16 protein-coding genes are annotated in these 17142 nt (G+C 72.0%); 7 read left to right on the forward strand and 9 right to left on the reverse strand.

What is annotated here, in order from left to right; all coding sequences use genetic code 11:
- Positions 1 to 22 precede the first annotated feature (22 nt).
- On the forward strand, positions 23 to 742 hold the full coding sequence (locus tag ACXNSR_RS07320) for a pyridoxamine 5'-phosphate oxidase family protein (RefSeq protein WP_458641336.1): 720 nt from the start codon (positions 23 to 25) through the stop codon (positions 740 to 742).
- On the opposite strand, the gene ACXNSR_RS07325 is transcribed toward ACXNSR_RS07320, so the two are convergent.
- Complete coding sequence (locus tag ACXNSR_RS07325) at positions 724 to 1683, reverse strand: DMT family transporter (protein ID WP_458641337.1); 960 nt, start codon at positions 1681 to 1683, stop codon at positions 724 to 726. The genes ACXNSR_RS07320 and ACXNSR_RS07325 overlap by 19 nt on opposite strands.
- Before the next feature lie 163 nt (positions 1684 to 1846).
- The gene (locus ACXNSR_RS07330) at positions 1847 to 2818 is read right to left on the reverse strand and encodes an EamA family transporter (protein WP_458641338.1); all 972 of its coding nucleotides are present in this window, start codon (positions 2816 to 2818) and stop codon (positions 1847 to 1849) included.
- A gap of 172 nt (positions 2819 to 2990) precedes the next feature.
- Between ACXNSR_RS07330 and ACXNSR_RS07335 the strand changes: the two genes are divergently transcribed.
- Positions 2991 to 3419 carry a type II toxin-antitoxin system Rv0910 family toxin gene (locus tag ACXNSR_RS07335; RefSeq protein WP_458641339.1) on the forward strand — a complete coding sequence of 143 codons (429 nt, stop codon included), beginning with the start codon at positions 2991 to 2993 and terminating at the stop codon, positions 3417 to 3419.
- Between the two features lie 85 nt (positions 3420 to 3504).
- Here the strand turns inward: ACXNSR_RS07335 and ACXNSR_RS07340 are convergent, their stop codons facing one another.
- Positions 3505 to 4125, reverse strand: coding sequence for a PadR family transcriptional regulator (locus ACXNSR_RS07340; protein ID WP_458641340.1), 621 nt, complete (start codon positions 4123 to 4125; stop codon positions 3505 to 3507).
- A gap of 193 nt (positions 4126 to 4318) precedes the next feature.
- On the opposite strand from ACXNSR_RS07340, the gene ACXNSR_RS07345 reads away from it, so the two are divergent.
- Together ACXNSR_RS07345 and ACXNSR_RS07350 are read left to right on the forward strand one after the other, a co-directional pair.
- Complete coding sequence (locus ACXNSR_RS07345) at positions 4319 to 5440, forward strand: NADAR family protein (protein WP_458641341.1); 1122 nt, start codon at positions 4319 to 4321, stop codon at positions 5438 to 5440.
- A gap of 169 nt (positions 5441 to 5609) precedes the next feature.
- The gene (locus ACXNSR_RS07350; RefSeq protein ID WP_458641342.1) at positions 5610 to 6113 is read left to right on the forward strand and encodes an SgcJ/EcaC family oxidoreductase; all 504 of its coding nucleotides are present in this window, start codon (positions 5610 to 5612) and stop codon (positions 6111 to 6113) included.
- Here the strand turns inward: ACXNSR_RS07350 and ACXNSR_RS07355 are convergent.
- Both ACXNSR_RS07355 and ACXNSR_RS07360 read right to left on the reverse strand, forming a co-directional pair.
- Positions 6079 to 7443, reverse strand: a complete 1365-nt coding sequence (locus ACXNSR_RS07355; protein WP_458641343.1) for a sensor histidine kinase — start codon at positions 7441 to 7443, stop codon at positions 6079 to 6081. The genes ACXNSR_RS07350 and ACXNSR_RS07355 overlap by 35 nt on opposite strands.
- Positions 7440 to 8135, reverse strand: coding sequence for a response regulator transcription factor (locus tag ACXNSR_RS07360; RefSeq protein ID WP_458641344.1), 696 nt, complete (start codon positions 8133 to 8135; stop codon positions 7440 to 7442). The genes ACXNSR_RS07355 and ACXNSR_RS07360 overlap by 4 nt, the downstream gene beginning before the upstream one ends.
- Before the next feature lie 160 nt (positions 8136 to 8295).
- Between ACXNSR_RS07360 and ACXNSR_RS07365 the strand changes: the two genes are divergently transcribed.
- Positions 8296 to 9138, forward strand: coding sequence for a PhzF family phenazine biosynthesis protein (locus ACXNSR_RS07365; RefSeq protein WP_458641345.1), 843 nt, complete (start codon positions 8296 to 8298; stop codon positions 9136 to 9138).
- A gap of 63 nt (positions 9139 to 9201) precedes the next feature.
- On the opposite strand, the gene ACXNSR_RS07370 is transcribed toward ACXNSR_RS07365, so the two are convergent.
- The 3 genes from ACXNSR_RS07370 to ACXNSR_RS07380 form a co-directional block, all read right to left on the reverse strand.
- Entirely contained in the window at positions 9202 to 9894 is a 693-nt protein-coding gene (locus ACXNSR_RS07370; protein ID WP_458641346.1) for a hypothetical protein, read from the reverse strand.
- An 89-nt stretch (positions 9895 to 9983) separates the two neighbouring features.
- Positions 9984 to 10784: a CPBP family intramembrane glutamic endopeptidase gene (locus ACXNSR_RS07375; protein WP_458641347.1), complete on the reverse strand. Its 801-nt coding sequence runs from the start codon at positions 10782 to 10784 to the stop codon at positions 9984 to 9986.
- A gap of 189 nt (positions 10785 to 10973) precedes the next feature.
- The gene (locus ACXNSR_RS07380) at positions 10974 to 12506 is read right to left on the reverse strand and encodes a glutamate--cysteine ligase (RefSeq protein ID WP_458641348.1); all 1533 of its coding nucleotides are present in this window, start codon (positions 12504 to 12506) and stop codon (positions 10974 to 10976) included.
- Between the two features lie 487 nt (positions 12507 to 12993).
- Here ACXNSR_RS07380 and ACXNSR_RS07385 point away from each other — a divergent pair, with 487 nt between their 5' ends.
- Positions 12994 to 13617: a hypothetical protein gene (locus ACXNSR_RS07385; RefSeq protein WP_458641349.1), complete on the forward strand. Its 624-nt coding sequence runs from the start codon at positions 12994 to 12996 to the stop codon at positions 13615 to 13617.
- 261 nt (positions 13618 to 13878) lie between these two features.
- On the forward strand, positions 13879 to 14067 hold the full coding sequence (locus ACXNSR_RS07390; RefSeq protein WP_030009772.1) for a DUF5999 family protein: 189 nt from the start codon (positions 13879 to 13881) through the stop codon (positions 14065 to 14067).
- A 140-nt stretch (positions 14068 to 14207) separates the two neighbouring features.
- On the opposite strand, the gene gcvP is transcribed toward ACXNSR_RS07390, so the two are convergent.
- Positions 14208 to 17093, reverse strand: coding sequence for an aminomethyl-transferring glycine dehydrogenase (gcvP, locus tag ACXNSR_RS07395; RefSeq protein ID WP_458641350.1), 2886 nt, complete (start codon positions 17091 to 17093; stop codon positions 14208 to 14210).
- Between the last annotated feature and the right edge of the window lie 49 nt (positions 17094 to 17142).

The raw sequence follows: 17142 nt of genomic DNA on the forward strand, positions 1-17142 counted from the left end.
CTAGTGCAATGGAGTCCGCACCATGACCGCCACGCCCGCCACGCAGACGCCCACGACGAGGCCCGAGGGGACCGCGGGGGACGGATCGGCCGGAGGCTACGAGCCCACCGACCGCACCGTCCCCAGCCGCTCCCGCGACCGGGCGCGCTACGACCGCGCGACGGTGCACTCGATACTCGACGGCGCCTACATCTGCCACCTCGGCTTCGTCCGCGACGGCGCGCCCGTGGTCCTGCCCACGCTGTACGCCCGCGTCGGCGAATCACTCTACATGCACGGCTCGACCGGCTCCCGCCCGCTGCTCGCGGCCCGCCGCACCGACCCGGGGCTGCCCGTCTGCGTGACCGTGACCCACGTCGACGGACTGGTCCTGGCCCGCTCCGCCTTCCACCACTCGCTCAACTACCGCTCGGTGGTCGTGCACGGCACGGCCCACCAGGTCACCGACGAGGCGGAGTGCCGGACGGCCCTGGACGCGATGGTCGACGCCGTCGCCCCGGGCCGCTCCGCCGACACCCGGCCGGCCAACGCCCGGGAGCTCGCCGCCACCGCGGTGATCCGCGTGGACCTCGCCGAGGTGTCCGCGAAGATCCGCAGCGGCCCGGTGAACGACGACGCCGAGGACCTGGACCTGCCGTACTGGGCGGGCGTGGTCCCGGTGGCCCCGGCGTACGGAACCCCGGTGCCCGCCACGGACCTCACCCCGGGCATCGCCGTCCCGGACTACCTCAGCGCGCTCTGAGGACTGCGGCGTACGGGGGTGGGCGCGGCCACCGGCCGACGGGCCTCGGCCACGATCAGCGCGCCCACCGCCGTCAGCAGCAGTACGGTGCCCAGCACCACGGCGCCGGTCAGCCGCTCCCCCAGTAGCAGGACCGCGATCACCGCGGCGCTCACCGGCTCGATCAGCATGATCACCGACACGGTGGCGGCCCGTACCGCGGCGGCACCCGTGAAGTAGAGCGCGTACGCCAGCGCGGTCGGCACGGTGGCGACGTACACCAGCAGCCAGAGCACCCGTCCGAGTTCGGCGGTGTGCGGCAACAGCCCCTCCGCCGCGGCCAGCGGCAGCAGGCACACCATCCCCACCGCGACCGACCAGGCGGTGGTCACCAGCGGGTCCCCGCCCGCCCCGCGCTGCCCGAGCCACCGTGCCCGCAGGGTCATCCCCGCGTACCCGGCGGCCGACAGCAGCGCCCAGCCGACGCCGAGCGGCCGCACCTCGCCGCCGCCGCTGCCCAGCACCAGTACGGCCAGCCCCGCCAGCGCCCCCACGACGGCGACCGCGCCACCGCGGCCGAGCCGCTCGCCCATCCAGCGGCGGGCGCCCAGCGCGATGATCACGGGGCCGGCGCCGAGGGTGACCACGGTGCCCACCGCGAGACCGGTCTCGCGCACGGCGGCGAAGTACGCGGCCTGGAAGAGGGTGAAGAGCAGACCGGTGACGATCAGCGAGGACACCGGGGGCCGCACCCGCCCCGGGACGGGCCGGGACCCGCGGACGGCGAGCACCCCGAGCAGCACCACGAGCCCGCCCGCGCACCGCCAGAAGGACAGGGCGAGCGGGCCGAGGTCACTGGCCAGGAAGAGGAGGGAGGCGGCCGCCCCGGCGGTGCCCCAGGCGGCTCCGGCGACGACGAGGTACAGCAGACTGCGCCCGGCAGCGGGCGAATGGTTCGACACGAGATGTCTCCGCGCATGCGTGAAGGATGAAAGGAAGCAGGTCATCGCTTCGCGGGCAGCACGGATCCGCCCGGGGGCTCCCCGGGTCGGGTACCTGACGTGGTGGCGCCGCCCGCGCTAGGCGGCGGGAGGCGGAAGCACGGTCGAATGCATGACCGCCACCCTAGCCCTTGCCGACCGCGGCCGCCTCGCGGCCCGGTACGACCTGCTCGGCGACGGCCGGCGCCGGCGGGGCAGGCCGGGAGGACTGTGCGATGAAGGCACCGCCCAGCACCAGGCCGCCACCGACGATCTGCCAGGTGGAAAGGTGCTCGCCGAGCAGGATCCAGGCGAACACGGTGGCGACGACCGCCTCCAGGAAGGCGACGACTCCGGCGATCTGGGGCGAGAGCCGGCGCACCGACACCACACCGGTCAGGTAGGCGAACACGGTCGCGACCAGCACCACCCAGGCGAGCAGCACCGGAGCGGGCACCATCGTGCCGCCCACGGAGGCATCACCGCCCAGCACCTGCCAGTCGATCTCCCAGGGGCGGGCGATCACGGTCATCACCAGGGCGCCGACGAGCATGCCGTACGCGATCACCCCGAGCGGGTCGGGGGCGTCGTCCCCGTCGGCGCCCTGGTCGGCGAAGACGAAGTAGAAGGCCTGGCAGCAGGCGGCGGCGAGGCCGAAGAGCACGCCGAGCGGGTCCAGGCTCAGCCCGGCCCAGATCTCGACCACGCAGGCCAGCCCGACGACGGCCACGGCCGCGCCCGCGGCGGCGCCGCGCGTCACGGGCTTGCGCTGCACGAAGCGGATGTAGCCGAGCAGCAGCGCCGGGCCCAGGTACTCCAGCAGCAGGGCCACGCCGACGGGTATGCGGGACAGGGAGGCGAAGTAGAAGGCCTGCACACCCGCGACGGCGACCAGTCCGAAGCCGGCGAGCAGCGCGGGCCTGCGCAGCACGAGGTCCCGGTGGCGCCAGGCCAGCGGGGACAGCACGAGAGCCGCCCCGGCCACCCTGAGCCAGACCATGTGGAGCGGGTCCAGACCCGCCTCGATCAGCGGCTTCGCCGCCACTCCGGAACCACCGAACGCGAACGCCGAGACGAGGGCGAGGCCCAGTCCGGCATTTCTCCCTGACGCTTGCATTCCGCCATCATGACAGGGCAGGTCAGGACCGTCACGGGGATGACACCTGTTGAGACGGAGTCGAGATCACCCCCCGCCGATCCCGGCCATATCTGACAGGTCGTCAGTATTGAATGTTCCGCCCGCCGGGGCTACCTTCCGCCGCACGTACCCGACGAGAAGGGGTGGTCGCATGGCCGAAGTCACCGCGGAATCACGCATCGAGGCGTCCGCCGCGCAGCTCTGGTCCCAGCTGACGGACTGGGACGCGTACGGGCAGTGGAGCATGACCCACACGAACTTCCCCCAGGGCGGACCCGAGACCCTCGCGGTCGGCGCCACCTTCGCGGAGAACATGAAGATGATGGGCTTCCCGGCCGAGGTCGTCTGGACCGTCTCGGAACTGGAGGCCGAGCGCCTCTTCGCCATCACCGGCAAGGGTCCGATGGGCGTGGCGGTCCTCACCCGGTACACCCTGACCCCGGACGGCGGGGCCACCACGGTCCGCATCGACGGCGAGTTCACCGGGGCCGCCGTGTCCCTCATGGCGGGCAAGCTCAAGGACTCGGCCACGGCCGCGCTGAACGAGTCGCTGCGCAAGCTGGCCGGCCTGGTCGTCTGACCGCCGGCCCCCACCCCTTGCACGGCGGCGCGCCCCGCGAGACGAACTCGCGGGGCGCGCCGCCGCATGCCGGGGCCGGTCGGGCTCAGTGCTCGTCGGCCAGGATCAGGTAGAGCTTCTTGCGGGCGTCGTTGATGACCCCGAGGGCCTTCTCGCGCTGCTGGGGCGTGCCGGTCCTGAAGACCTGCCCGAAGGCTTCCATCAGGCCGGCACCGGCCGCCCGGACCTCCTGCATCGCCTCGAAGTCGAAGCCGCGCCCGGTGTCCGCCCAGGGGGCGTCCGGGCCCGACTCGGCCTCGGTGCGGCCGGTGTCGGTGAGCGTGAACAGCTTCTTGCCGCCCTCGCTCGCACTCGTGATGAGCCCCTCGTCCTCGAGCAGCTGCAGGGTCGGGTAGACCGAACCCGGGCTGGGCTTCCAGGCCCCGCCGCTGCGCTCGCCGATCTCCTGGATCATCTCGTAGCCGTGCATCGGCCGGTCGGCGAGCAGCGCCAGGATCGAGGCGCGCACATCGCCGCGCCGGGCCCGGCCGCGCGGTCCGCCGCGTCCGCCGCGGCCACCGAAGGGGCCCCCGCCGAAGGGCGGCCCGAACGGGCCGAAGGCGGCCCGCCGCCCCTTGAAACCCTCCCGACGATCGGGCCCGCAGTGGTCGTGGCCCCGTCCGTGGTCATGTCCGTGATCGTGTCCGTGCTGTCCGTGTGAACGCATGACTGCGCTCCTTTCGTCACGTTGTCGTTGCTTCATCGGTTGTCCGATGTCTCCACTATCGGCGACGGCTCGCGACCTGTCAACGATATATCGGAACCTGTCGCCGATAGTGCATCCTCGATCATGGAGGTGCCGGGAACCATCCCGAGGAAAATCACGGTCCGCGCGGCGACCGCTGCGGCACAATCTCGGGATGATCGGCAACCGGATCACTCATCGCACGGCGGACGGCGTCCGCATACCCGGAACCTGGCGCCACGCCTTCATCCGCAACGGCGGCAGCTACTTCCTCACGGACCTCTTCATCTACGCGGACGGGCTCATCGACTGCTGGGGCCTGGTCACCGTCGCGGAGTTCGAGGAGAAGCTGCGCACCGGCTGGGTGGCCACCAGCTTTCCGGAGGGCGGCGAGGCGTCCGCCCACGAGCTGGCGGACTGGAAGTTCAGCGAGCCGGAGAGCTGGATCACGCCCGAGCTGCTGGTCGCCGAAGTCCGCGACACCATCGACGAGCTGAACGGACGGCCCGACTCGACCGACCGCTGCCTGGCCGCCGTCGACGTCTTCCTCGCCGACCGGACCGAGGAGAACCGGGCCGCGGCCCGTGCCGCGTTCCTGGCCGTCCCGGAGTCGCAGCGCCGCTTCGCGCTGGGCGACATGGACCGCAAGGACTGGCCGCTGCGCGTACTGGTGGCAGGCCCCGGCGGCCGGACCTACCTCTCGTTCGACGGAACGGTCACACAGGAGAACTACGACGGCGCTCTCGCGTACTTCGAGGAGCGGGCCCGCTGGAACGCCGAACGGGGCACCCGCCTCCCCGCGGACGGACCGGAGACACCGCACGCACCGGCCGTCCAGCTGTACCACTCGTATCCGGGCAAGCCGGTGGCCGATCCCGGAAAGGTCGGCCTGCGGCACGACTATCCCGCCCCGATCACGGTCGCGGACACCGACTACCCCTCCGTCGCCCACGCCTACTGGGCCCTGTCCGCCGCCGGGCCCGAGACGCGGCACACGATCGCGACGGCGGAGAACGCCTCCGCGGCACGCACGCTCGCGGCCGGGGTACCGCGCCGCGAGGACTGGGAGCACGTCCGGACCGCCGTCATGACACACCTGCTGCGCGCCAAGTACGACCAGCATCCCGAGCTGGCCGAGGTCCTGCTGGCGACGGACGACTCCACCGTGATCTACGACGACGTGAACTCGGCCTTCTGGGGCGACAACGCCGGCCGGGGCCGCAACTGGTCGGGGCGTCTCCTCGAACTCGTGCGCTCCGAAATACGGATGCGGCGCGCAGGGATTCTCGAGGTGTGAGCGGGCCGGGCCGAGGGTTGGACGTGTCCTGGCCGTGCGCTGTAGATCACCTGCACCGTTCCTGGCCCGTGGACGGCGAGTCTGGAACCGCTTCCCCTCGATGACTTCCCGGCAGGGACCTCCCGACGGGAAGCGGACCCGATCCGAACCACCTCGCACTGGAGATGAGTTGACCCGTCGTTCCCTCAGCAAGCGCGCAGCCGTCATCGCCGGCACCGCAGTCCTGACCCTCGCCACCGTCGGTACCGTCGCCGCGACCGCCGGGCCCCAGCACCGGGACCCCCAGCCCGGAAAGGACCGGATCGCGGGCCTCTTCGACACCTGGAACAAGGCCCTGCAGACCGGCGACCCGAGGAAGGTGGCCGACCTCTACGCGAGCGACGCGGTCCTCCTGCCCACGGTCTCCAACAAGATCCGTACCGACCGCGCGGAGATAGTCGACTACTTCGAGCACTTCCTGCAGAACAAGCCCGTCGGCGTGAAGATCGAGACCATGGTCAACGTCCTCGACAAGGACTCCGCCATCGACACCGGCGTCTACGCGTTCACGCTCACCGACCCGAAGACCGGCGCGAAGAGCACCGTGAAGGCCCGCTACACGTACGAGTACGAGAAGCGCGGCGGCAAGTGGCTGATCGTCAACCACCACTCCTCGAAGATGCCCGAAGGGTGATGATCACCCACAGGCCCGATCCGGGCGCGTCCTGGAGGGTCACCGTGCCGCCGTCGTCCGTCACCAGCTGCTTGACGACGGCGAGCCCGAGGCCCGAACCGGAGCGCCCGGTCAGGCCCTGACCGCGCCAGAACCGGTCGAAGGCGCGGGACTTCTCCGCGTCCGACATGCCGGGTCCCTCGTCGAGGACGGAGAGCACGGCCTCGGCACCGCGGGGGTCGATCCGGACGGTGATCGTGCCGCCGTCCGGCGAGACCTCCAGCGCGTTGGAGAGCACGTTGTCCAGCACCTGGTCCAGGTGACCGGGGCTCGCCAGCACGGCCGGGCCGCTGTCGGCGCCCGCCGCGAACGCGATGGTGACGCCGCGTTCGTCGGCGGCCGGCCGCCACACCGACAGCCTTTCCTCCACGACGCCCCTGAGCGGCAGCGGCTCCGCCGCGGACACCTTGGCCTCCGCCCGGGCCAGTACCAGCAGGCCGTTGACCAGACGGCTCATCCGGACGACCTCCGCGGTCGCCAGTTCCACGTCCTCGTGCACGAACTCGTCGTCGACGCCGTCCGCGATGTTGTCCAGCGACAGGCGCAGGGCCGTCAGCGGCGTGCGCAGTTGGTGGGAGGCGTCCGCGACGAAGATGCGCTGCGAGGCGATCAGCGTGTCCAGCCGCTCGCCCGCCTGGTTGAGGGTCCGGGCGAGGGTCCGGGTCTCCTGCGGGCCCTCGACCGGGGAGCGCGCGGACAGGTCACCGTCACTGAACCTGCTGGCCACGTCGTTGAGCTGGCGGAGCGGACGCGTCAGGCGGCGGGCCACCACCGCGCCGATCAGCGCCGCCACGCCGAGCACCGCCACCGCGAGGCCGGCCCGGAAGCCCCAGATCGTCCACAGCCGGTGGGTGAGGTTGCCGGTCGAGTAGACGATGCGCACGGCGCCGACGATCCGGCCCCTGTCCTTCGCGGGGACGGTGATCACCAGATCGCGGCCCCAGATGAGGTCGGAACCCCAGTCGGTCGTCGCCTCCCCGTCCTGCAGCGCCCGGGTCAGGACCGCGTCGGAGGCCGGCGCGGGAATGTCCGGCGCGCAGCTGTCGGTGACGGTCACCTCCACCCGGTCGTGGGTCTCCCGCTCGTACGCCCGCACCACCTCCTCCAGCGCCTGACAGGAGCTGGCGTTGCCGTTGCCCAGCAGCAGCGCCATGGTGGTCGCCTCGCGCTTGACGAACGCCTCGGTGTCGTCGCGCAGCTGCGCGGTGAGCGTGAAGGCCACCGGCACGGTGAACAGCAGGATCGCCACGGCGACGAGCAGGATGTAGCTGCGGATCAGCTGGCGGATCATGGAGCGTCGTCGTCCGCGCCCTTGCCGGCCTCCAGCCGGAAGCCGACCCCCCGTACCGCCTCGATGGTGATCGCCCCGGCGAGTTTGCGCCGCAGCGCGGCCACGTGCACGTCCAGCGTCTTGGTCGGACCGAACCAGTTCGCGTCCCAGACGGCTTCCATGATCTGCTCGCGGGACATCAGCGCGCCGGGCTCCTCCGTGAGGAAGGCGAGCAGGTCGTACTCCTTGGGGGCGAGCGCCACCTCCTGGCCGTCCAGCCGCACGCGGGCGGCCCGGCGGTCGATGGTGAGCCGGGCGCCGTACCGGTCGGGCGCGCTCTCCGGGGACGAAGGGGTGCGGGGCTGCACGCGCCGCATCACCGCTCGTATTCGGGCGATGACCTCGCGGACCCCGAACGGCTTGGACACGTAGTCGTCGGCGCCCAGCTCCAGGCCGACCACCCGGTCCGTCTCGTCGCTGCGGGCACTGATGACGATGATCGGTACGGCACTGCGCCCGCGCAGCGCCTTGCACACGTCGAGGCCGTCGGTGTCGGGCAGCCCGAGATCGAGGAGGACGACGTCGTACGGGCCCTCGTGGCCCAGCGCCGCGCCGCCCGTGGTGACCCACTCGACGTCGAAGCCGTAACGGCTCAGGCCGCGGAGCAGGGACTCGGCGACCGGCTCATCGTCTTCCACCAGAAGTACGCGCACAGTGCGCACACTAGTGCGTACGGGTAAGGCGGTTCACAGCGCCGACGATCAACCGGGGCCCCCGATCCCGGCGAAGGCCGGCCCGGCACAGCACCGGACAGGGCCAGTCACCCCCGATTGGCCTTTGTCGACGATCAAGAAACCGCCCTACCGTCGGGGCATGCGCATCCGAATCGTCGACGCCTTCACCGACCGCCCCTTCCACGGGAATCCCGCGGCAGTCCTGCTCCTCGACGCCGCGTTCCCCCCGGACGCCTGGCTCCAGCAGGTCGCCTGCGAGATGAACCTCTCCGAGACCGCGTTCGCCCACCCCCTTCCGCCCGGCGGGGACGCCGACTGGGCGCTGCGCTGGTTCACCCCGGCCGCCGAGGTGGACATGTGCGGCCACGCCACGCTGGCCACCGCGCACGTACTGGCCACCGGCGGGCTCGCCACGGGACTGATCCGGTTCTCGGCGCGCTGCGGCATCCTCACGGCCGCGACGGCCGAGGACGGCACGGTCACCATGGACTTCCCGACGTCCTCCCTGACCCCGGTCGCACCGCCGGCCGCCGTGGACCACGCGCTCGGCGGTCCCCCGATCCTCTCCGTGCACGACACGGCCGACCACATCGGCGACCTCCTCGTCGAGCTCGCCGACGAGAAGACCGTGCGCGAGCTGGAGCCGGACCACGCCGCCCTGCGCGCCTTCGCCCGCCGCGGGGTGATCGTCACCGCGCCCGCCGAGGATCCCTCCCTCGGGTACGACTTCGTCTCACGCGGCTTCTTCCCCGCCTTCGGCATCGACGAGGACCCGGTCACCGGCAGCGCCCACACCGCGCTCGCCCCGTTCTGGGCGGAGCGCCTGGGCCGCACCGAACTGACCGGCCTCCAGGGCGGTGCGCGCCGCGGGCTCGTACGGGTGACCCTGGCGGGCGAGCGCACCCTGCTGGCCGGCCGGGCCGTCACGGTCGTCGACGGCGAGCTCCTCGCGCCCCCGCCCGGTGCCGAACGGGCGGGGTGAGGCCAGGGGGCACGGACGCGGGTGCCGGGCGGGGCCGGGCCGGGCCGGGCCGGGGCAACCGGATCAGCCCGCGGACCCGCCCCCGTCCCCCTTCGCGTCCCTCTTCGCGCGGGCGGCAGCGCGCCGCCTCCTCTCCTGCTCCTCCCAGGCGGCCGAGTCGATCCGCTTGCGGTACACCTGCTTCGGCTCCGCCGCGCCCAGGTGCACCGTCCACACCCACAGGAGGGCCGACACGACGAAGAGAACGCCGGCCGCCGCCAGATAGGAGGCGATTTCCTCGGACTCGGAGACGCCGTCCTCGTGCATGAAACCGGGTACGCCGGCGATGAGGGCGTTGACCCACCACGCGAGCGCCGCGTTGAACAGGAGGAGGGAGATCCAGTAGGCGACCCGCACGCTCTTCGCCGGGCCGCTCACCTCCCCCAGCAGCAGGAGGCGGCGCAGCGAGACCGGGCCCGTCCGGTGGCGGCCGCCCGTGTCCTGCTTGGCCCGGCGCACCGACGCGTAGCACTCGTCCAGCCAGCGTCCCGGCTCCGGATCCGGCACGGAATCGGTCGGCGCCGCCTGCTTGGCCTGGAGCCAGCCCGAGAGGAACTGGATCTCCAGTTGGGCCTTCTCCAGGCGCCGGCGGTAGCGGTGGTCGGTGCTGCGCGCCTCGCGCCGGTCGCGGATGAGGAGGCTGATGCCGCCCACCAGGCCGGTGACCACGGGCACGAGGAAGGGAGCGAACGGTACCAAGGTGTCCAGAACAGCCACCGGGCGCGCCTCCTTGCTCGCCCTCCAGCGTCGCACCGCTCCGGCGTCCGCCACCGCCCGGAAGGGCCGATCGGGTGGGCGGTCGCCGGTCACGGCGTCGGCAGCCAGCCCACCTTGCCCGCGAGCAGGGCGTACCCGCCGAAGGCGACGATGTCGAGGAGCGCGTGCGCGACGACGAGCGGCGTCACCCGGCCCCAGCGCCGGTAGGCGAGGACGAAGACGACGCCCATCACCATGTTGCCGATGAAGCCGCCGATGCCCTGGTAGAGGTGGTAGGAGCCGCGCAGCGCCGAGCTGGCCAGCAGCGCGGCCATGGGCGACCAGCCCAGCTGGCCGAGCCTGCGCAGCAGGTAGGCCAGCACGATGATTTCCTCCACCACGGCGTTCTGCAGCGCGGAGAGGATCAGTACGGGGAACTTCCACCACACGTCGGGCAGCGCCTCCGGCACCACCGTGAGGTTGAATCCGGTGGCCCGGGCGCCCAGGTAGAAGGCCAGCCCGGCACTGCCGATCCCGGCCGCGACCAAGGCGCCGCGGCCCAGGTCCCACCAGGGCCGGGTGCGGTCGAAGCCCAGCACCCGCAGCCCTGGGGCGCCCTCGCGGGTCAGCAGGTGCGCCACGAGGAGTACGGGGACCAGGGCGCTCGCGATGCCGAACAGCTGCCAGGCCAGGTCCAGCCAGGGCCGGCCCGGGGCGTAGGAGCCGTTGAGGGTGGCCGCCTGGTCCTTGAGCCCGCCGGGCTTGGTGAGCGAGCCGATGAAGCTGATCAGCGCCGAGACCCCGCTCGCGCCCAGCGACAGCGCGAGGACGAGCAGCGTCTCGGTGCGCAGCAGGCTCCGCCGCCCGTCCTCGTCCAGTTCCACGAACACCGGCTCCGGCTCCGTCCGCACGCCCGACTCCGTCCTGCCATCCCGTTGCGATCACCCCATACTGCCTCCTCGGCGGACCGGGAGGATCACTGCGGGGCCATCACCGGGATCACCGGACGGTGTCGGAGGCGCCGCTGGGGGGCGCGGCGGGCGGTCGGACCCGGACCCGGAGCCGGCCCCTGCCGCGGCAGGGGCCGGCTCCGGGTCCGGTCAGCGCACGACGGGCACCGAGGCCGTCACCTCCTCCGTCAGCCCCACCGGCCAGGTGTGCACCGGGTCGCCCTTGTGCATCAGCTCGCTGTACCTGCGGGTCGTCGCGGCCAGCGCCTCGTCCCGCTCCAGTCCGGCGGCGAGCGCCCGATGGTAGGTGTCCACCTGCCAGGTCGCCCCGTTCACCCGGCGCCGGCAGCGCTCCTCGATGATGCCGAGGTAGTGGTCCCGGTCCGCGGGCTCGATGCCCCAGGCGTCCAGCCCCGCCGCCGCCATCGGCAGCAGCTCGTCCAGGACCAGCCGTACGGCGGGCACGCTCGCCAGCCCCCCGGCCCGGCCGCGGCGCGGCCACCGCAGCCGCGCGTCGATCCCGTACCGGCAGGCCGCGTCGAAGTTGGCCTCCGCCTCGGCGAAGGGCAACCGGGTCCACACCGGGCGCGGTTCGTCCGCGAGGGTGCGCACGAGCCCGTAGTAGAAGGCGGCGTTGGCGACGACGTCGGCGACCGTCGGCCCGGCCGGCAGCACCCGGTTCTCCACCCGCAGGTGCGGCACCCCGTCGGCGACCCCGTACACGGGCCGGTTCCACCGGTAGACGGTGCCGTTGTGCAGGACGAGCTCCTGCAGCCCCGGTACCCCGCCCCCGTCGAGCACCCGCAGGGGCTCCTCCTCGTCGCATATCGGCAGCAGGGAGGGGAAGTAGCGGACGTTCTCGGCGAAGAGCTCGTACGCCGAGTCCACCCACCGCTCGCCGAACCAGGTGCGCGGCCGTACGCCCTGCGCCTGGAGCTCCGGCGGCCGGGTGTCGGTGGCCTGGGTGAACAGCGGCGGCCGGGACTCCCGCCACAGCTCACGCCCGAACAGGAAGGGCGAGTTGGCGCCGACGGCTATCTGTGCCGCGGCCACTGCCTGCGCCGCGTTCCACACCGCCGAGAACCGGGCCGGGGTCACCTGCAGGTGCAGTTGTACGGAGGTGCAGGCGGCCTCCGGCACGATCGACCCGGAGGTCCAGATCAGCCGTTCGACGCCGTCGATGTCGAGGGTGAAGTCCTCCCCGCGCATCATCAGGATCTGCTCGTTCAGCAGGGAGTAGCGGTCCACCGCCGAGAGGTTCGCGGCGACCAGGTCCGTGCGGGAGATCGTCGGCAGGATGCCGATCATCACCACTCCGGCGTCGATCTCCGCGGCCTGCCGGTGGGCGTACCCCAGCCCCGCGCCGAGTTCCTCGGCGAGCCGGTCGAATACCCGGCCGCCGAGCCGGTGCGGCAGAACGTTCACCTCCAGATTGAACATTCCCAGTTCGGTCTGGAAATCAGGGCTCGCAATCCGCTCCAACACCTGGGCATTCACCATTCGCGGCAACCCGTCGGCACCCGCGAGATTCAACTCGATCTCCAACCCCATCATGTTCTTCGGGCGATCGAACCTCTTCTCCGCCAGAAGTCGCTCCAGTCCCTCCAGACACTCGTGGAGTTTCCTTCGATACCGCTGCCGATCGGACAGGTCGAATCCGCCCGCCACGACCTTCTCCCCCATCGAAGCGTCCCTCCTCGAGTGGGCCTGGCCCGGTACACCCAGGCGCGCGTTACGGTCGATGATGCCCCTGCAGCGTGATCCCTAACGCGCGGGGGGCGTGCGCGACGAGGAGCGCGCGCCGGTTTGGCCGAAGGGCGCTTCGGCACATTCACCTGGCAAGTCGCGGTATGCAAATTCCGCTTCGACTTTGCCTGATCCGGATAACCGGAGCTTTCCAGCCGAGCCCCCGTCCGGTAACCTCCGAGGTCAGCGCGACATGTTCGCGTGCATCGGGCATGAATGCCACGTCAGCGGGTCCGGTAAGCGCCTTGCCGGCAATAGGCGGGACAGCTAGCCGAAACACTGCGTGAACACATGTCGTATAAACTCCGCAAACGAGGCAGAGAGTTGGCGCGCGGCCATTGCCCCTCGGCCCCCCTCTGGCCCCAGAATGCGAGTCCGCACCTGCCCCCGTTCCACCGGTCTCCCAAGTGAGAGGCGACCCACCATGCCGCTGCATGTCCCTCCGGCTCCCGCGCCCGCCCTGCGCAGCGTCCTCGCGGCACTCGGTTCCCCCACCGCCGTCCACGAGGCGCACACCCCGGCCCTGCGCGCGAACCAGGGGCCGCTGACCGCCGAACTCCCGCTTCCGGTCCACGTCCTCGACCGGCTGGGCCTGTCCAACCTCGCGGCCGGCGGCAGGCCGCCGCGCACCCGGCTCACGGGCTGGCGGTTCCTGATCCGCAGCGGGGACCGCTACATCGCGGCGGCCGACACCCGGCTGACTCCCGACGGCTGGGTCTTCTCCCATTTCTTCGAGGGGCCCTATGTCGCGGCCACCGAACGCGCCCTGCGCCAGGCGGAGTCCCTCACCACCGGCTACCAGCCGCGGCTGCTGTCGGTGCCGGAGCTCTACATGCTGACCCTGTGGCTGCACGGGGCGGTGGGCGCGGACGCCGCCGCCGGACTGCCGGCCGGAGAGGACCTGCTGGTGCCCCTCGCCCCGGCCCCGCCCGGCATCGCCCCGTACCGGCCGCATCCGGTCTCCGAGCTGCTGCCCGTGCTGACCCGTCGGCTGACCCCGGCGCCGACGGCGGCGGCGCCTCCCTCCCTGGCCGCGCCCGCCGCCTGACCCGAATCGCCCATTCGGCCTAGTCCGCCCGGGCCACTTGTGAACCATCCGAAATGACAGGGGAGTTGGCCTGAACCGCCCGCACGAGTGATGCGTCATCAATCTGTGAGGACAGCTGCCGGGAAATACCTGCGAAGCGGCTGTCATGGGGGAAGACTGATGACACGCTCCCCGCGGGTGCGGGGATGACCCAGGGGGACGGCCATGAATCACGCATCGAGCCGTAGCACGCAGACCACACCGCAGCGAAAGAACGCATCCATGTGCCAGCACCAGCCAGCCTGCCCGTCAGCCGAATCCGCCGACCGGGAGGCCGCGCGCCCGGTGGCCAACCACCCGGAGCAGGGCTGGAGCCTGCTGTGCAATGGCGTCCTGCTCTTCGAGGACACCGGCGAACTGCTGCCGGACGGCCAGATCATCGCCCCGCACCGCCCGCTCGCGGCGGCATAGACGGCCAGTACGGCCAGGACGGTCGAACCGTCCGCCGCCCGTAGGGAACGGCGAAGGGGCCGGTCCGGGAGACTCTCCCGGACCGGCCCCTTGTTCATGTCGTACGACCGTCATACGGCGGTCGTACGACCCGGTTCACCTCAGGCGTCGTACTCGTCCAGCGGCGGGCAGGAGCACACCAGGTTGCGGTCGCCGAACGCACCGTCGATGCGGCGCACCGGCGGCCAGTACTTCTCGGCGGCCGTGACCCCGCCCGGGAAGACGGCCTCGTCACGGGTGTACGGGTGGCTCCACTCGCCGCCCAGCGCCGCCGCGGTGTGCGGGGCGTTCGCCAGCGGGTTGTCGTCCACCGGCCACTCGCCGCCCGCGACCCGCTCGATCTCACCGCGGATGGCGATCATCGCGTCGCAGAAGCGGTCGATCTCGGCGAGGTCCTCGGACTCCGTCGGCTCGATCATCAGCGTGCCGGCGACCGGGAAGGACATGGTCGGCGCGTGGAAGCCGTAGTCGATCAGACGCTTGGCGATGTCGTCGACGCTCACGCCCGTGGCCTTCGACAGCGGCCGCAGGTCGATGATGCACTCGTGCGCGACCAGGTTGCCCGGGCCGGTGTAGAGCACCGGGTAGTGCGGCTCCAGGCGCTTGGCGATGTAGTTGGCGCCGAGCACCGCCACCTGGGTGGCGCGCTTGAGGCCCTCGCCGCCCATCAGGCGCACGTACGACCAGGAGATCGGCAGGATGCCCGCCGAACCCCACGGGGCGGCCGAGATCGGGCCGACGCCCGTCTCCGGGCCCGCGGTCGGCTGGAGCGGGTGGTTCGGCAGGTACGGGGCCAGGTGCGCCCGGACACCGACCGGGCCGACGCCCGGGCCGCCGCCGCCGTGCGGGATGCAGAAGGTCTTGTGCAGGTTCAGGTGCGAGACGTCGCCACCGAAGTGACCCGGCTTGGCCAGGCCCACCAGGGCGTTCAGGTTGGCGCCGTCGACGTAGACCTGGCCGCCGGCCTCGTGCACCTGGGCGCAGATGTCGGCGACGTGCTCCTCGAACACACCGTGAGTCGAGGGGTACGTGATCATCAGCACGGCGAGCTCGTCGCGGTGCTGCTCGATCTTGGCGCGCAGGTCGGCCGTGTCCACCTCGCCGTCGTCGGCGGTCTTGACGACGACGACCTTCATGCCGGCCATGACGGCGCTGGCGGCGTTCGTGCCGTGCGCGGAGGACGGGATCAGGCAGACGGTGCGCTGCTCGTCGCCGTTCGCCCGGTGGTAGGCACGCACGGCCAGCAGGCCGGCGAGCTCGCCCTGGGAGCCGGCGTTCGGCTGGATGGAGACCTTGTCGTAGCCGGTCACCTCGCAGAGACGTTCCTCCAGCTCGTTGATGAGCGTGAGGTAGCCCTCGGCCTGCTCCACCGGCGCGAAGGGGTGCAGCTGACCGAATTCGGGCCAGGTCACCGGCTCCATCTCGGTGGTCGCGTTGAGCTTCATGGTGCAGGAGCCCAGCGGGATCATGCCGCGGTCCAGCGCGTAGTCCTTGTCCGAGAGCTTGCGCAGGTAGCGCAGCATCGCGGTCTCGGAACGGTGCTGGTGGAAGACCGGGTGGGTCAGGTACGCGTCCGAGCGCAGCAGGCCCTCGGGCAGCGTGTCGGCCGTGGTCGCGTCCAGCGCCTCGATGTCGGCGGTGACGCCGAAGGCGGCCCAGACGGCCTCGATGTCGGCGCGCAGGGTGGTCTCGTCGCAGGCGACGGAGACGAGGTCGGCGTCCACCTGGAACAGGTTGACCCCGCCCTCGCGGGCGGCGGCGACGACCTCGGCGGCCCGGCCCGGCACACGGGCGGTGATCGTGTCGAAGTACGAGCCGTGCACGATCTCGACCCCGCCGGCCGTCAGACCGGCGGCGAGCACGGTGGCGTAGCGGTGGGTGCGGCTCGCGATCGTCCGCAGGCCGTCCGGGCCGTGGTAGACGGCGTACATGCCGGCCATGACGGCGAGCAGCACCTGCGCGGTACAGATGTTGCTGGTGGCCTTCTCGCGGCGGATGTGCTGCTCACGGGTCTGCAGCGCCAGGCGGTAGGCCTTGTTGCCGTCCGCGTCGACGGAGACGCCGACGAGGCGGCCGGGCAGGGAGCGGGCGTGCTTGTCCTGGACGGCCATGTAACCGGCGTGCGGTCCGCCGAAGCCCATCGGGACGCCGAAGCGCTGGGTGGTGCCGACGGCGATGTCCGCGCCGAGCGCGCCCGGGGAGGTCAGCAGGGTCAGCGCGAGCAGGTCCGCGGCGACGGCGACGATGGCGCCGAGCTCGTGCGCCTGGTCGATGACCGGCTTGATGTCCCGGACGGCACCGGAGGCGCCGGGGTACTGGACCAGGACACCGTAGATGCCGCGCTCGGCGACCTCGGCCGGGATGCCGGCGGACAGGTCGGCGACGACGACCTCGATGCCGATCGGCTCGGCGCGGGTCTCGATGACGGCGATGGTCTGCGGCAGCGCGTCGGCGTCCACCAGGAAGACGTTGCCCTTGGACCGGCCCACGCGGCGGGCCAGGGTCATGGCCTCGGCGGCCGCGGTGCCCTCGTCGAGCAGCGAGGCGCCGGAGGTCGGCAGGCCGGTCAGCTCGGCGACGACCGTCTGGAAGTTCAGGAGCGCCTCGAGGCGGCCCTGGGAGATCTCGGGCTGGTAGGGCGTGTACGCCGTGTACCAGGCCGGGTTCTCCATGACGTTGCGGAGGATCACCGGCGGCGTGAACGTCCCGTAGTAGCCGAGACCGATCATCGGCGAGAGGACCTGGTTGCGGTCGGCGAGCGAGCGCAGCTCGGCCAGCACCTCGGCCTCGGTGCGCGCCTCGGGCAGGTCGAGCGCCTCGGCGGTCTTGATCACATCCGGGACCGCGGCAGCGGTCAGTTCGTCCAGGGAGCCGTAGCCCACCTGGGCGAGCATCTTCGCCTGTGCCTCGGCATCCGGGCCGATGTGGCGCTGTTCGAAGGGGATGCCTCGCTCCAGCTGGGAGAGCGGAATGCGGTTGGCGGTCATGTACGGAGGCCTCCTGGTCGTATGACCTGCGAGGGGCACCACGGCGCGG

The organism is Streptomyces sp. NC-S4, assembly GCF_054353315.1.

Excerpts from the sequence above, each read along its gene's own strand:
- ACXNSR_RS07335 (WP_458641339.1), top strand. The coding sequence starts at position 2,991 with ATGGCCGAAGTCACCGCGGAATCACGCATCGAGGCGTCCGCCGCGCAG.
- ACXNSR_RS07340 (WP_458641340.1), bottom strand. The coding sequence starts at position 4,125 with ATGCGTTCACACGGACAGCACGGACACGATCACGGACATGACCACGGA.
- ACXNSR_RS07345 (WP_458641341.1), top strand. The coding sequence starts at position 4,319 with ATGATCGGCAACCGGATCACTCATCGCACGGCGGACGGCGTCCGCATA.
- ACXNSR_RS07320 (WP_458641336.1), top strand. The coding sequence starts at position 23 with ATGACCGCCACGCCCGCCACGCAGACGCCCACGACGAGGCCCGAGGGG.
- ACXNSR_RS07380 (WP_458641348.1), bottom strand. The coding sequence starts at position 12,506 with ATGGGGGAGAAGGTCGTGGCGGGCGGATTCGACCTGTCCGATCGGCAG.
- ACXNSR_RS07365 (WP_458641345.1), top strand. The coding sequence starts at position 8,296 with ATGCGCATCCGAATCGTCGACGCCTTCACCGACCGCCCCTTCCACGGG.
- ACXNSR_RS07385 (WP_458641349.1), top strand. The coding sequence starts at position 12,994 with ATGCCGCTGCATGTCCCTCCGGCTCCCGCGCCCGCCCTGCGCAGCGTC.
- ACXNSR_RS07390 (WP_030009772.1), top strand. The coding sequence starts at position 13,879 with ATGTGCCAGCACCAGCCAGCCTGCCCGTCAGCCGAATCCGCCGACCGG.
- gcvP (WP_458641350.1), bottom strand. The coding sequence starts at position 17,093 with ATGACCGCCAACCGCATTCCGCTCTCCCAGCTGGAGCGAGGCATCCCC.
- ACXNSR_RS07330 (WP_458641338.1), bottom strand. The coding sequence starts at position 2,818 with ATGCAAGCGTCAGGGAGAAATGCCGGACTGGGCCTCGCCCTCGTCTCG.
- ACXNSR_RS07355 (WP_458641343.1), bottom strand. The coding sequence starts at position 7,443 with ATGATCCGCCAGCTGATCCGCAGCTACATCCTGCTCGTCGCCGTGGCG.